The organism is Bacillus sp. FSL R5-0523, from assembly GCF_037975295.1.
GTDB classification, from domain to species: Bacteria; Bacillota; Bacilli; order Bacillales; family Bacillaceae; genus Bacillus; species Bacillus subtilis.
The window spans coordinates 1-14,168 of the sequence record NZ_CP150251.1 but is presented as its reverse complement, the minus strand read 5'-3'; the positions used below and the strand labels follow the sequence as shown (position 1 = coordinate 14,168).

General features: G+C 46.2%; 7 protein-coding genes, 2 tRNA genes and 2 rRNA genes. All 11 read right to left on the bottom strand.

Going from position 1 to position 14,168, the window contains the following annotated elements; translation table 11 throughout:
- Positions 1-3: 3 nt before the first annotated feature.
- A 23S ribosomal RNA gene (locus NYE53_RS00055) occupies positions 4-2,931 on the bottom strand.
- Between the two features lie 81 nt (positions 2,932-3,012).
- A tRNA-Ala gene (locus NYE53_RS00050) sits at positions 3,013-3,088 on the bottom strand.
- A gap of 11 nt (positions 3,089-3,099) precedes the next feature.
- A tRNA-Ile gene (locus NYE53_RS00045) sits at positions 3,100-3,176 on the bottom strand.
- A gap of 102 nt (positions 3,177-3,278) precedes the next feature.
- A 16S ribosomal RNA gene (locus tag NYE53_RS00040) occupies positions 3,279-4,828 on the bottom strand.
- Together the 16S and 23S rRNA genes with 2 tRNA genes alongside form the textbook arrangement of a ribosomal RNA operon.
- 289 nt (positions 4,829-5,117) lie before the next feature.
- A complete protein-coding gene (gene gyrA, locus NYE53_RS00035; RefSeq protein ID WP_268553675.1) occupies positions 5,118-7,583 on the bottom strand; it encodes a DNA topoisomerase (ATP-hydrolyzing) subunit A in 2,466 nt (821 codons plus the stop codon).
- A 210-nt stretch (positions 7,584-7,793) separates the two neighbouring features.
- Complete coding sequence (gene gyrB / locus NYE53_RS00030) at positions 7,794-9,710, bottom strand: DNA topoisomerase (ATP-hydrolyzing) subunit B (protein ID WP_003226808.1); 1,917 nt, start codon at positions 9,708-9,710, stop codon at positions 7,794-7,796.
- A gap of 54 nt (positions 9,711-9,764) precedes the next feature.
- A complete protein-coding gene (remB, locus tag NYE53_RS00025; protein ID WP_003219266.1) occupies positions 9,765-10,010 on the bottom strand; it encodes an extracellular matrix regulator RemB in 246 nt (81 codons plus the stop codon).
- Between the two features lie 17 nt (positions 10,011-10,027).
- Positions 10,028-11,140 (bottom strand): DNA replication/repair protein RecF, encoded by a 1,113-nt coding sequence (gene recF / locus NYE53_RS00020; RefSeq protein WP_003243515.1) that lies wholly within the window; start codon positions 11,138-11,140, stop codon positions 10,028-10,030.
- A 15-nt stretch (positions 11,141-11,155) separates the two neighbouring features.
- Positions 11,156-11,371 carry a ribosome maturation protein RlbA gene (rlbA, locus tag NYE53_RS00015; RefSeq protein WP_003226810.1) on the bottom strand — a complete coding sequence of 72 codons (216 nt, stop codon included), beginning with the start codon at positions 11,369-11,371 and terminating at the stop codon, positions 11,156-11,158.
- Positions 11,372-11,501: 130 nt separating this feature from the next.
- A complete protein-coding gene (gene dnaN / locus NYE53_RS00010) occupies positions 11,502-12,638 on the bottom strand; it encodes a DNA polymerase III subunit beta (protein ID WP_003226811.1) in 1,137 nt (378 codons plus the stop codon).
- Between the two features lie 189 nt (positions 12,639-12,827).
- A complete protein-coding gene (gene dnaA, locus NYE53_RS00005) occupies positions 12,828-14,168 on the bottom strand; it encodes a chromosomal replication initiator protein DnaA (RefSeq protein WP_003242674.1) in 1,341 nt (446 codons plus the stop codon).

The window sequence follows — 14,168 nt, the reverse complement described above, 5'->3', positions numbered from 1 at the left end:
AATGTGGTTAAGTCCTCGATCGATTAGTATCTGTCAGCTCCATGTGTCGCCACACTTCCACCTCAGACCTATCAACCTGATCATCTTTCAGGGATCTTACTTCCTTGCGGAATGGGAAATCTCATCTTGAGGGGGGCTTCATGCTTAGATGCTTTCAGCACTTATCCCGTCCGCACATAGCTACCCAGCGATGCCCTTGGCAGAACAACTGGTACACCAGCGGTGCGTCCATCCCGGTCCTCTCGTACTAAGGACAGCTCCTCTCAAATTTCCTGCGCCCGCGACGGATAGGGACCGAACTGTCTCACGACGTTCTGAACCCAGCTCGCGTACCGCTTTAATGGGCGAACAGCCCAACCCTTGGGACCGACTACAGCCCCAGGATGCGATGAGCCGACATCGAGGTGCCAAACCTCCCCGTCGATGTGGACTCTTGGGGGAGATAAGCCTGTTATCCCCGGGGTAGCTTTTATCCGTTGAGCGATGGCCCTTCCATGCGGAACCACCGGATCACTAAGCCCGACTTTCGTCCCTGCTCGACTTGTAGGTCTCGCAGTCAAGCTCCCTTGTGCCTTTACACTCTGCGAATGATTTCCAACCATTCTGAGGGAACCTTTGGGCGCCTCCGTTACCTTTTAGGAGGCGACCGCCCCAGTCAAACTGCCCACCTGACACTGTCTCCCCGCCCGATAAGGGCGGCGGGTTAGAAGGTCAATACAGCCAGGGTAGTATCCCACCGATGCCTCCACCGAAGCTGGCGCTCCGGTTTCCAAGGCTCCTACCTATCCTGTACAAGCTGTACCAACATTCAATATCAGGCTGCAGTAAAGCTCCACGGGGTCTTTCCGTCCTGTCGCGGGTAACCTGCATCTTCACAGGTACTATAATTTCACCGAGTCTCTCGTTGAGACAGTGCCCAGATCGTTGCGCCTTTCGTGCGGGTCGGAACTTACCCGACAAGGAATTTCGCTACCTTAGGACCGTTATAGTTACGGCCGCCGTTTACTGGGGCTTCAATTCGCACCTTCGCTTACGCTAAGCGCTCCTCTTAACCTTCCAGCACCGGGCAGGCGTCAGCCCCTATACTTCGCCTTACGGCTTCGCAGAGACCTGTGTTTTTGCTAAACAGTCGCCTGGGCCTATTCACTGCGGCTCTCTCGGGCTTGCACCCTAACAGAGCACCCCTTCTCCCGAAGTTACGGGGTCATTTTGCCGAGTTCCTTAACGAGAGTTCTCTCGATCACCTTAGGATTCTCTCCTCGCCTACCTGTGTCGGTTTGCGGTACGGGCACCTCTCACCTCGCTAGAGGCTTTTCTTGGCAGTGTGGAATCAGGAACTTCGCTACTATATTTCGCTCGCCATCACAGCTCAGCCTTATGGGAAACGGATTTGCCTATTTCCCAGCCTAACTGCTTGGACGCGGATATCCAATACCGCGCTTACCCTATCCTCCTGCGTCCCCCCATTGCTCAAATGGTGAGGAGGTGGTACAGGAATATCAACCTGTTGTCCATCGCCTACGCCTTTCGGCCTCGGCTTAGGTCCCGACTAACCCTGAGCGGACGAGCCTTCCTCAGGAAACCTTAGGCATTCGGTGGAGGGGATTCTCACCCCTCTTTCGCTACTCATACCGGCATTCTCACTTCTAAGCGCTCCACCAGTCCTTCCGGTCTGGCTTCACAGCCCTTAGAACGCTCTCCTACCACTGTTCGAAGAACAGTCCGCAGCTTCGGTGATACGTTTAGCCCCGGTACATTTTCGGCGCAGAGTCACTCGACCAGTGAGCTATTACGCACTCTTTAAATGGTGGCTGCTTCTAAGCCAACATCCTGGTTGTCTAAGCAACTCCACATCCTTTTCCACTTAACGTATACTTTGGGACCTTAGCTGGCGGTCTGGGCTGTTTCCCTTTCGACTACGGATCTTATCACTCGCAGTCTGACTCCCAAGGATAAGTCATTGGCATTCGGAGTTTGACTGAATTCGGTAACCCGGTAGGGGCCCCTAGTCCAATCAGTGCTCTACCTCCAAGACTCTTACCTTGAGGCTAGCCCTAAAGCTATTTCGGAGAGAACCAGCTATCTCCAGGTTCGATTGGCATTTCACCCCTACCCACACCTCATCCCCGCACTTTTCAACGTGCGTGGGTTCGGGCCTCCATTCAGTGTTACCTGAACTTCACCCTGGACATGGGTAGATCACCTGGTTTCGGGTCTACGACCACGTACTCATGCGCCCTATTCAGACTCGCTTTCGCTGCGGCTCCGCATCTTCTGCTTAACCTTGCACGGGATCGTAACTCGCCGGTTCATTCTACAAAAGGCACGCCATCACCCGTTAACGGGCTCTGACTACTTGTAGGCACACGGTTTCAGGATCTCTTTCACTCCCCTTCCGGGGTGCTTTTCACCTTTCCCTCACGGTACTGGTTCACTATCGGTCACTAGGGAGTATTTAGCCTTGGGAGATGGTCCTCCCGGATTCCGACGGAATTTCACGTGTTCCGCCGTACTCAGGATCCACTCAGGAGAGAACGAAGTTTTGACTACAGGGCTGTTACCTCCTATGGCGGGCCTTTCCAGACCTCTTCATCTACCTCGTTCCTTTGTAACTCCGTACAGAGTGTCCTACAACCCCAAGAGGCAAGCCTCTTGGTTTGGGCTGATCCCGTTTCGCTCGCCGCTACTCAGGGAATCGCATTTGCTTTCTCTTCCTCCGGGTACTTAGATGTTTCAGTTCCCCGGGTCTGCCTTCTCATATCCTATGAATTCAGATATGGATACCACTCCATTACGAGTGGTGGGTTTCCCCATTCGGAAATCTCCGGATCAAAGCTTGCTTACAGCTCCCCGAAGCATATCGGTGTTCGTCCCGTCCTTCATCGGCTCCTAGTGCCAAGGCATCCACCGTGCGCCCTTTCTAACTTAACCGTTAAAAAGAATCACTATGTGATATCTTGTCTTACTAATTGAATGTGATGTCTACTGTTATCTAGTTTTCAAAGAACACGTTGGTGGAGCCTAGCGGGATCGAACCGCTGACCTCCTGCGTGCAAAGCAGGCGCTCTCCCAGCTGAGCTAAGGCCCCGTTATATAAGATGGTGGGCCTGAGTGGACTCGAACCACCGACCTCACGCTTATCAGGCGTGCGCTCTAACCAGCTGAGCTACAGGCCCATCTTAACTTATTCAAGGAACAAAGTTCCTTGAAAACTAAACAAGACAGGGAACGTTCTGTTTATAAGACCCAAGGTCTTATATTCCGTATAATATCCTTAGAAAGGAGGTGATCCAGCCGCACCTTCCGATACGGCTACCTTGTTACGACTTCACCCCAATCATCTGTCCCACCTTCGGCGGCTGGCTCCTAAAAGGTTACCTCACCGACTTCGGGTGTTACAAACTCTCGTGGTGTGACGGGCGGTGTGTACAAGGCCCGGGAACGTATTCACCGCGGCATGCTGATCCGCGATTACTAGCGATTCCAGCTTCACGCAGTCGAGTTGCAGACTGCGATCCGAACTGAGAACAGATTTGTGGGATTGGCTTAACCTCGCGGTTTCGCTGCCCTTTGTTCTGTCCATTGTAGCACGTGTGTAGCCCAGGTCATAAGGGGCATGATGATTTGACGTCATCCCCACCTTCCTCCGGTTTGTCACCGGCAGTCACCTTAGAGTGCCCAACTGAATGCTGGCAACTAAGATCAAGGGTTGCGCTCGTTGCGGGACTTAACCCAACATCTCACGACACGAGCTGACGACAACCATGCACCACCTGTCACTCTGCCCCCGAAGGGGACGTCCTATCTCTAGGATTGTCAGAGGATGTCAAGACCTGGTAAGGTTCTTCGCGTTGCTTCGAATTAAACCACATGCTCCACCGCTTGTGCGGGCCCCCGTCAATTCCTTTGAGTTTCAGTCTTGCGACCGTACTCCCCAGGCGGAGTGCTTAATGCGTTAGCTGCAGCACTAAGGGGCGGAAACCCCCTAACACTTAGCACTCATCGTTTACGGCGTGGACTACCAGGGTATCTAATCCTGTTCGCTCCCCACGCTTTCGCTCCTCAGCGTCAGTTACAGACCAGAGAGTCGCCTTCGCCACTGGTGTTCCTCCACATCTCTACGCATTTCACCGCTACACGTGGAATTCCACTCTCCTCTTCTGCACTCAAGTTCCCCAGTTTCCAATGACCCTCCCCGGTTGAGCCGGGGGCTTTCACATCAGACTTAAGAAACCGCCTGCGAGCCCTTTACGCCCAATAATTCCGGACAACGCTTGCCACCTACGTATTACCGCGGCTGCTGGCACGTAGTTAGCCGTGGCTTTCTGGTTAGGTACCGTCAAGGTACCGCCCTATTCGAACGGTACTTGTTCTTCCCTAACAACAGAGCTTTACGATCCGAAAACCTTCATCACTCACGCGGCGTTGCTCCGTCAGACTTTCGTCCATTGCGGAAGATTCCCTACTGCTGCCTCCCGTAGGAGTCTGGGCCGTGTCTCAGTCCCAGTGTGGCCGATCACCCTCTCAGGTCGGCTACGCATCGTTGCCTTGGTGAGCCATTACCTCACCAACTAGCTAATGCGCCGCGGGTCCATCTGTAAGTGGTAGCCGAAGCCACCTTTTATGTTTGAACCATGCGGTTCAAACAACCATCCGGTATTAGCCCCGGTTTCCCGGAGTTATCCCAGTCTTACAGGCAGGTTACCCACGTGTTACTCACCCGTCCGCCGCTAACATCAGGGAGCAAGCTCCCATCTGTCCGCTCGACTTGCATGTATTAGGCACGCCGCCAGCGTTCGTCCTGAGCCAGGATCAAACTCTCCGATAAAGTAGTTTGACTGACTACGCACATCGCTGTGCGATTTTTAAAAACTGAATTAACAGGTACGTTTTGTCTTGTTTAGTTTTCAAAGAACTTTGTGTGCTTCTCTCGAAGCGACTACTTAATAGTAACATTTTTAGTTAACTAGGTCAATACTTTTTTAAAAAAGTTTTTACTAGTCATAATGGTCATGCTTGTGTCTTTAAAAAGACAACAGAAATGATTATACCATAATTTTTATGACTGTAAAGGGTTATGACACAAAAAAGCGCAGCTATTTCAGCTGCGCTTTTTCTCACACTTCTTCTTGTTCTTCTTCATTCTCATCTTCTTCGTTTTTCTCTACTAAAGCTACTGTAGCAACATGCTCTTCTTCTGCCATTCTGATGAGACGCACACCTTGAGTGACACGTCCGGTGATGGAGATATCATTGATGTCCATTCTGATGAGTACGCCGCTGGCTGTAATAATCATTAGATCTTCTTCACCTTTAGTAGCTTTCACTGCTACTAGTTGGCCGTTGTTCTCGGTGATTTTCGCTGTTTTGAGTCCTTTTCCGCCCCGGCTTTGGGTTCTGTACTCTTCAGCCGGAGTTCGTTTCCCGTACCCTTTTTCAGTTACGATAAGGACGTGTGATTCTTCCTCTAATATCTCCATGCCGACAACAACGTCGTCATCCGTCAGGGTGATGCCTTTTACGCCCGCCGCAGTTCTTCCCATCTCCCGGACATCTGTTTCAGGGAAACGGATCAGTAAACCGTTTTTCGTTCCAATGATGATTTGTTTTGTGCCGTCAGTCAGACGTACACCCATCAGTTCATCATCTTCACGAAGACCCAGAGCGATTAGACCATTGTTGCGGATATTAGCGAATTGAGATAGCGATGTTCGTTTTGAAACCCCATGCTTTGTAGTGAAGAAAAGGTAAAGCTCCGCATTGAATTCCGTGACTGGAATAATCGCGTTGATCCACTCACCCTTTTCTACCTCCAGCAGGTTAATAATCGGGATTCCTTTTGCCGTTCTGCCGTATTCAGGGATTTCATACCCTTTTGCACGATACACTTTCCCCTTGTTCGAGAAGAAGAGAATCGTGTCATGAGTTGACGTAGAGATCAAATGCTCAACGAAATCATCTTCGTTTGTTCCCATACCTTGTACACCTTTTCCGCCTCGTTTTTGACTGCGGTAAGTTGATGCAGGAAGACGTTTGACGTATCCGTTGTGCGTCAGAGTAACTACGATATTTTCTCTCTCGATGAGATCTTCATCTTCAATTGTCTCCAGTCCAGAAGTGACAATCTCAGTACGTCTTTCATCGTTAAAACGCTCTTTGATTTCCGTGAGTTCTTCACGAATGATCTCAAGCACTTTATATTCATTTGCCAAGATGTCTTTTAGCTCTGCAATTAATTTAACAAGAGATTGGTATTCTTCTTCGATCTTTTCACGTTCCAGTCCCGTTAAACGCTGGAGCCTCATATCAAGGATCGCTTGTGCTTGCTTCTCTGTCAGTGAGAATTGTTCAATTAAACCTGTTCTCGCAATTTCAGCCGTTTGAGAATTACGGATAAGGGAGATAACTGCATCGAGATGATCCAGTGCAATTCTCAATCCTTCCAAGATATGAGCTCTCGCTTCTGCTTTACGCAATTCATAAGCAGTACGGCGTCTAATGACAACTTTTTGATGGTCAAGGTAATGCTCCAGGCATTGCTTAAGAGTTAAAACTTTCGGCTGGCCATCAACAAGTGCAAGCAGGTTGATGCCAAAAGATGTTTGTAGAGCAGTTTGTTTGTACAGATTGTTTAAGATGACATTCGCATTGGCATCGCGTCTGATTTCAATGACAATTCTCATACCTGTACGATCTGACTCATCACGCAGATCTGTGATACCCTCTATCTTTTTGTCCCTTACGAGATCGGCAATTTTCTCAATTAATTTCGCCTTATTTACTTGGTAAGGTAACTCTGTAACGATAATTCTTTCTTTACCCGAAGATGTTTGTTCGATCTCAGCTTTTGCCCGAATCGTGATAGAGCCTCGGCCTGATTCGTATGCTTTCCGGATACCGCTGCGTCCCAAGATTTGACCCGCGGTCGGGAAATCGGGCCCTGGAATGACTTCCATAAGCTCTGGAATGGTAATGTCCGGATTCTCACTGACAGCAAGTACACCGTCAATGATTTCTCCCAGCTGGTGCGGAGGAATGTTTGTTGCCATACCTACCGCAATGCCGGCAGCACCGTTCACGAGCAGATTTGGGAACCTTGAAGGCATAACGACAGGTTCTCTTTCTGACCCGTCATAGTTATCCTGGTAATCGATTGTGTCTTTTGTGATGTCGCGAAGAATCTCCATCGAGATTTTAGACATTCTTGCTTCTGTATAACGCATGGCCGCCGCTGAGTCTCCGTCAACAGAACCGAAGTTTCCGTGACCATCAACAAGCATATAACGGTAGTTGAAATCCTGAGCCATTCTGACCATGGATTCATATACCGCTGAATCACCGTGCGGGTGGTATTTCCCGATAACTTCTCCAACGATACGCGCGGATTTTTTATAAGGCTTGTCACTTGTCATGCCTAAATCATTCATTGCATACAAAATCCGTCTATGAACCGGTTTTAAACCGTCACGAACATCCGGAAGAGCACGGGACACGATAACGCTCATTGCATAATCCAAGAAGGACGTACGCATTTCCTGACTGATATTTATTTCACGAACTTGTGGTGTGTTTTGTTCACTCATTAAAAAACCTCCCTGAAGTATCACATGAAATATGTGGGAGTAGATTGTCCATTATGACCTTCAATACGATTTCACTATTCTCCATTATATCAATAAACTTATGATTATACACATTAAATTGCTAGAATATATAGGTATTGCAGGCATTGCTGCATCTGATCTTGTTCAGAAAAAAGCCTTATTTCTTATTGGAAATAAGGCTTTTTATGATTAGATGTCAAGATTTTTAACGTATCTCGCATTCGCTTCTATGAAGTTTCGGCGCGGTTCTACCTTGTCGCCCATAAGCATTTCAAAAGTCTCGTCCGCATCCATTGCATCTTCAAGAGTTACCTGAAGAAGTGTTCTGGAGCTAGGATCCATGGTTGTCTCCCATAGCTGGGTGGCATTCATTTCACCAAGACCTTTGTAACGCTGCAGTCCAGGCTTAGGCGTTTGAGGAAGAGTTTTTAACAGCTCTTCCAGCTCCTTGTCATTGTACGCATACTCAACGCGTTTCCCCTGTTGAACCTTGTAGAGTGGCGGCTGCGCAATGTACACGTAGCCATTTTCGATAATTTGGCGCATATATCTGTAAAAGAACGTTAACAGCAGTGTTCTGATGTGCGCGCCGTCAACATCGGCATCTGTCATAATGACAACTTTGTGGTAACGGGCTTTCTCAAGGTTGAAGTCTTCCCCAATACCTGTGCCGAGCGCTGTGATCATAGAGCGAACTTCGTTGTTAGAAAGGATTTTATCCAGTCTGGCCTTTTCAACGTTTAGGATTTTACCTCTAAGCGGCAAAATGGCTTGGAAATGTCTGTCGCGTCCTTGTTTAGCAGATCCTCCGGCAGAGTCACCCTCTACGATATATAACTCGGAGATGCTCGGATCTTTTGAAGAGCAGTCCGCTAACTTACCGGGCAAGTTGGAAATTTCCAAAGCACTCTTACGGCGTGTTAGTTCACGGGCTTTTTTCGCAGCCATTCTTGCTCTTGCCGCCATTAAGCCTTTATCGACAATTTTTTTGGCTGCATCTGGATTTTCCAGCATAAATGTTTCCATCGCCGTAGAAAATAACGTATCGGTGATCGTCCGTGCTTCTGAGTTGCCCAGCTTTGTTTTCGTTTGGCCCTCAAACTGCGGATCAGGGTGTTTGATTGAAATAATCGCTGTCAGCCCTTCCCTTACGTCATCTCCGCTTAGGTTTGGATCATTTTCTTTAATGAGCCCTTTTTTTCTGGCGTAATCGTTGATAACACGAGTCAGGCCCGTTTTGAAGCCAGCTTCATGGGTACCGCCTTCGTACGTGTTAATGTTGTTTGTAAACGAGTAAATGTTGCTTGTGTAGCTGTCATTGTATTGCAAAGCCACTTCAACCGTAATGCCGTCCTTTTCGCCTTCAATGTAAATCGGCTCTTCATGGACAACCTCTTTAGAGCGGTTTAAATACTCTACATAACTTTTAATTCCGCCTTCGTAATGGTATTCATTTTTGCGCTCTTGTCCTTCACGTTTATCTTCAATCGTGATGTTTACGCCCTTTGTTAAAAAGGCTAATTCACGCACGCGGTTGGCAAGCAGATCGTAATCATACTCGGTTGTTTCTGAGAAAATTTCAGGGTCCGGGACAAAATGTGTCGTCGTTCCTGTATGATCCGTTTCGCCAATGATTTCAAGGTCTGTAACCGGAACTCCGCGTTTATAGGTTTGGCGGTGAATTTTACCGTCACGGTGAACCGTCACATCAAGCTCTGTTGATAGTGCGTTTACGACCGACGCACCTACACCGTGTAATCCTCCGGATACTTTATAGCCGCTTCCGTCAAATTTTCCTCCGGCATGAAGCACCGTCATAATGACTTCTACCGCAGGACGGCCCATTTTTTCATGAATACCGACTGGAATACCGCGGCCATTATCTACAACCGTGATACTGTTGTCTTTTTCAATTTGGATATTGATATCCGTACAATAACCGGCGAGGGCTTCGTCAATACTATTGTCGACAATTTCCCATACCAGGTGGTGAAGGCCTTTGCTGTTTGTCGAACCGATATACATCCCCGGTCTTTTACGAACAGCTTCCAATCCTTCTAGTACCTGTATCTGATTTTCATCATAACTGTTTTGCTGCTGTTCCATAGCCACGTCATTCACCTACACTTTTCTAAACGATATATTCGTGATAAAAAATTTCTAAGAATCTATTTCAAACATAAATTGCGCACGTTTTTTTAATGTGCTGGAAGATAAGGGAGAGTAATATATATTCTGAACCGTGACTACGATAGATTTGGGCGTGCCGTTTACGGAAGGCACCACCTTGTGTTTCTGTTTTTTCAGAAATTCTTCAACAATAGGCGACATGTTGGCTTTAAAGTCAAAAATGCCGACAATATCTCGTGTTGAAACCACAAAGTCATCACCTAAATGAATATACAATTGCTCACCTCATTTCTTCACTTCACTAACGCACCATTTTGCACACGGAACATTCCTGCTTGACGTAAGGTTTCGTGATCAATGCCATCAACGCTTGTCGTTGTGACAAACGTTTGTACACGGCCTTGGATCGTATGAAGCAAGTGTGACTGGCGATAATCATCCAGTTCACTCAGTACATCATCCAATAGTAAAATGGGATATTCTCCGATTTCTTCATGGATCAGGTCAATCTCCGCCAGCTTAAGGGACAACGCCGTCGTTCGCTGCTGTCCTTGAGAACCATACGTCTGCACATCGCGTCCGTTCACATAGAAAAGAACATCATCGCGATGAGGCCCTGACAGCGTCACACCACGCTCAATTTCTTTTTCTCTTAATTTAGAAAACGCTTCTTGATAGCTATCTCCTATTTTCGACAAATCTAGGGGATCTGATACATCAAGAGCTGTATGGTATTTCAGGGTCAGTTCTTCAAGCCCTCTTGAGATGCCTGCATGGATGGGCTGCGCCCATTTCTCGAGCTGTGCTGTAAACTGCAGGCGTTTTACGACGACTTTTGCTGCAACTTCTACAAGCTGATCGGTCAGAACATCGAGCATCGTCCGGTCAGTTTGTTTTCTTGTTTGCAGCTGTTTCAAAAAATGATTCCGCTGGGAAAGGATTTTCTGGTAAAGAGAAAGATCATGAAGGTAGACGGGAGAAACCTGTCCGATTTCCATGTCAAGAAACCGCCTTCTCACTTGAGGGCTTCCCTTTACAAGATTTAAATCTTCCGGCGCGAACATAATCGTGTTGAGGGCCCCGACATACTGGCTGAGCTTTTGCTGTTCAATATGATTGACCTTGCCCTTTTTACCCTTTTTGGAGATGACGAGTTGCATCGGGATCGCCCCGTTTTGCTTCATCACTCTTCCCTCTATTTTAGCATAGTCTTTGTCCCACCGTATAAGTTCTTTGTCATTTGATGTCCGGTGCGATTTCGCCATGGACAAGACATAGATCGCCTCCATGAGGTTTGTCTTCCCCTGGGCGTTTTCTCCGATAATCACATTTACTTTATTTTCAAATTGAAGTTCAGCATGGTCGTAGTTGCGGTAAGATGTCAGTTCTAAGTTCTGGATATACAATCAGTGTCACCCGCTTTAATTGACGACTTGAAATGAACCAAATCCTTCAATCTCTACCACATCTCCAACATACAGCTTTCTGCCCCGGCGGTTGTCCGGCTCATCGTTCACAAGCACTTCATGCTCGCTTAAAAACCACTTCGCCATACCGCCAGACTGAATCACATCGGCTAATTTTAAGAATTGTCCGAGTGTAATCATCTCTGTATCAATTGAAATCGGATTTGCCATTATATCGACCTCTTTCAAATATCACTAATATCTAATTGTACTAAAAAAAAACGAATTAGGGAAAGGGAAAACTTGTCGGAGCAGATACCGAATAGAAAAGCTGCCGACGGGTCGGCAGCAGTGTATCGGATTAATAGGTTCTGACAGGAAGGATAAGCTGTACAATCGTTTCATCATTCGGCGTGCGAATTAAGAAAGGTCTCATTGCGCCTGTAAAGCTTACGCGTATTTCTGCTCCTTCAAGCACCTTTAGTGCATCCAGCATATATTTTGGACTAAAAGAGATATTTAATTCCTCACCTTCAATTTGATCCGCAGCAATTGCTTCCACAACTTTACCGATTTCTGGCGAATTGGAAGAAATTTCAATGGATTCAGCCGGTTTTGCAGAGAGTTTTACAACGTTATTGCGTCCCTCTCTAGCTAAAAGAGATGCACGATCAATGGCCTGAAGGAATTCTTTTGTGTTCACAATGATTTCTGTTTTGCTGTCTTGCGGAATCAGGCTGGTTGTGTCTGGATAATTCCCGTCCAGAAGCCGTGAGAAGAATAAGACGTTTTTCGCTTTAAACAGAACTTGGGTTTCTGTGATGACGATATCTACAAGTTCCTGGTTGTCATCTAAAATCTTGCTGAGTTCAGTTAAACTTTTTCCCGGAATCACGACGTTATAAGATCTGTCTTCTGGAATATCAAGTTTCGCCTTTCTTAATGCAAGACGGTGGCTATCCGTTGCAGTGCATAATAATTCACTTTGCTCCACTTTCCAGTTTACACCTGTCAAGATAGGGCGTGTTTCTGAGGTGGACACTGCAAATACTGTTTGTCTGATTAGATTTTTTAACAAATCAGTTGGGATCTGAATCGCATGATGCTCTTCAATCTGCGGCAAGTGCGGATACTCATCAGCATCCAGTCCGTTTAGATTAAATTCAGCTTTACCAGAACGGATAATCGTCAAATATTGATTTTGGACTTCGATTTCTACAGTTGCCATCGGCAATTTTTTTACAATTTCACTAAAAAAGCGAGCCTGTAAAACGATGCTTCCGGGCTGTTCAATAGTGACGATTTCTTTATCTCCTTCTTCTTTAGGAATGAAGGATTCAATAGAAATATCTGAGTCACTCCCTGTAAAGGATACTCCATCATCTGATGCAACAATTTTAATACCAGTCAGAATGGGAATCGTGGTTCTGGATGAAACTGCTTTTAATACATCTTGGACACTTTCAACAAGACGATCTTTTTGAATCGTGAATTTCATTTTTATCCTCCTAACGGATAATGTATTAATATATATATTTATAAAAAAATAGTAGAAGTAATAGTAGGGCCTGTGGATTTGTGGATAAGTTGTGAAAAAGACAGGAAACACAGCCTATCCACATGTGGACAGACTGTGTATGACTTCCGAAAAGTTATTCACACTTTCCCCGATTGATCCCCGGTCCTGCTATTTAAGCTGTTCTTTAATTTCTTTTACATGCTGCTGAAGCTGTTCATCATCTGCCAGCAGTTTTGAAATTTTTTCATGCGCATGAATAACGGTCGTATGATCACGTCCTCCAAACTCTTCACCGATTTTAGGAAGAGAGGAATCAGTCATTTCCCTTGATAAGTACATGGCGATTTGACGCGGAAAAGCTACTGACTTTGTCCGTTTTTTTGCTTTGAAATCCTCGAGTTTAATATTAAATTGCTGGCCTACTACCCTCTGAATTTCTTTTATCGTAATGACTTTCGGTTTTGAGGAAGGAATAATATCTTTCAACGCCTCAGCGGCCAGATCAGCATTAATATCTTTATTAATTAAAGATGAATAAGCCACAACTCTGATTAATGCTCCTTCGAGTTCCCGAATATTGCTGTCGATTTGATTCGCGATGTAAAGCATAACCTCGTTCGGAATATCGAGGCCTTCTGCTTTGGCTTTTTTTCTTAAAATTGCAATTCTCGTTTCTAGATCAGGCGGTGTGATATCTGTAATAAGTCCCCATTCAAAACGTGAGCGCAATCTGTCTTCAAGTGTCGGAATTTCCTTTGGCGGTCGGTCGCTTGAAATGACGATTTGTTTGCTTTCTTCGTGCAATGTGTTAAATGTATGGAAAAATTCTTCCTGGGTTTGTTCTTTCCCCGCTAAAAATTGAATATCATCTATCAAAAGCACATCAACATTTCGATAGCGATTGCGGAAGTCGACGGCTTTATTATCTCGGATAGAGTTGATGAATTCGTTTGTAAATTTCTCAGAAGACAGATAAACCACTTTGGCAGAAGGATTATGATCTATTACATAATGGCCGATCGCATGCATTAAGTGCGTTTTCCCTAAGCCGACGCCCCCATATATAAATAAAGGGTTATAAGCTTTCGCGGGTGCTTCCGCTACTGCGAGGGAAGCAGCGTGTGCAAATCGGTTTCCAGATCCGATGACAAAAGTATCAAAAGTATATTTTGGATTGAGCATATTTTGAGGAAAATCAGATGTATCTTCTTTGACCGCTTTTTTGACTTGCGGTTTCGGCATAAAATCCTCAACATCTTGATTTTGAGGAATGACAAACTTAATGCTCAATTCTTCCCCGGTTAATTCATATATAGTATCTGCAATCAGATGCAAGTATCTGGACTCCAGCCAGTCTCTGGCAAATTCATTGGGAGCCGTGATTGTTAATGTATCGCCTTGCAGTGAGTGGGCTTTGGTTGACTTCATCCAAGTCTCAAAACTCGGTTTGCTCAACTTTTTTTCGATTTGAGCAAGGGCTTGGTTCCACAGGTCTAATATATTTTCCAT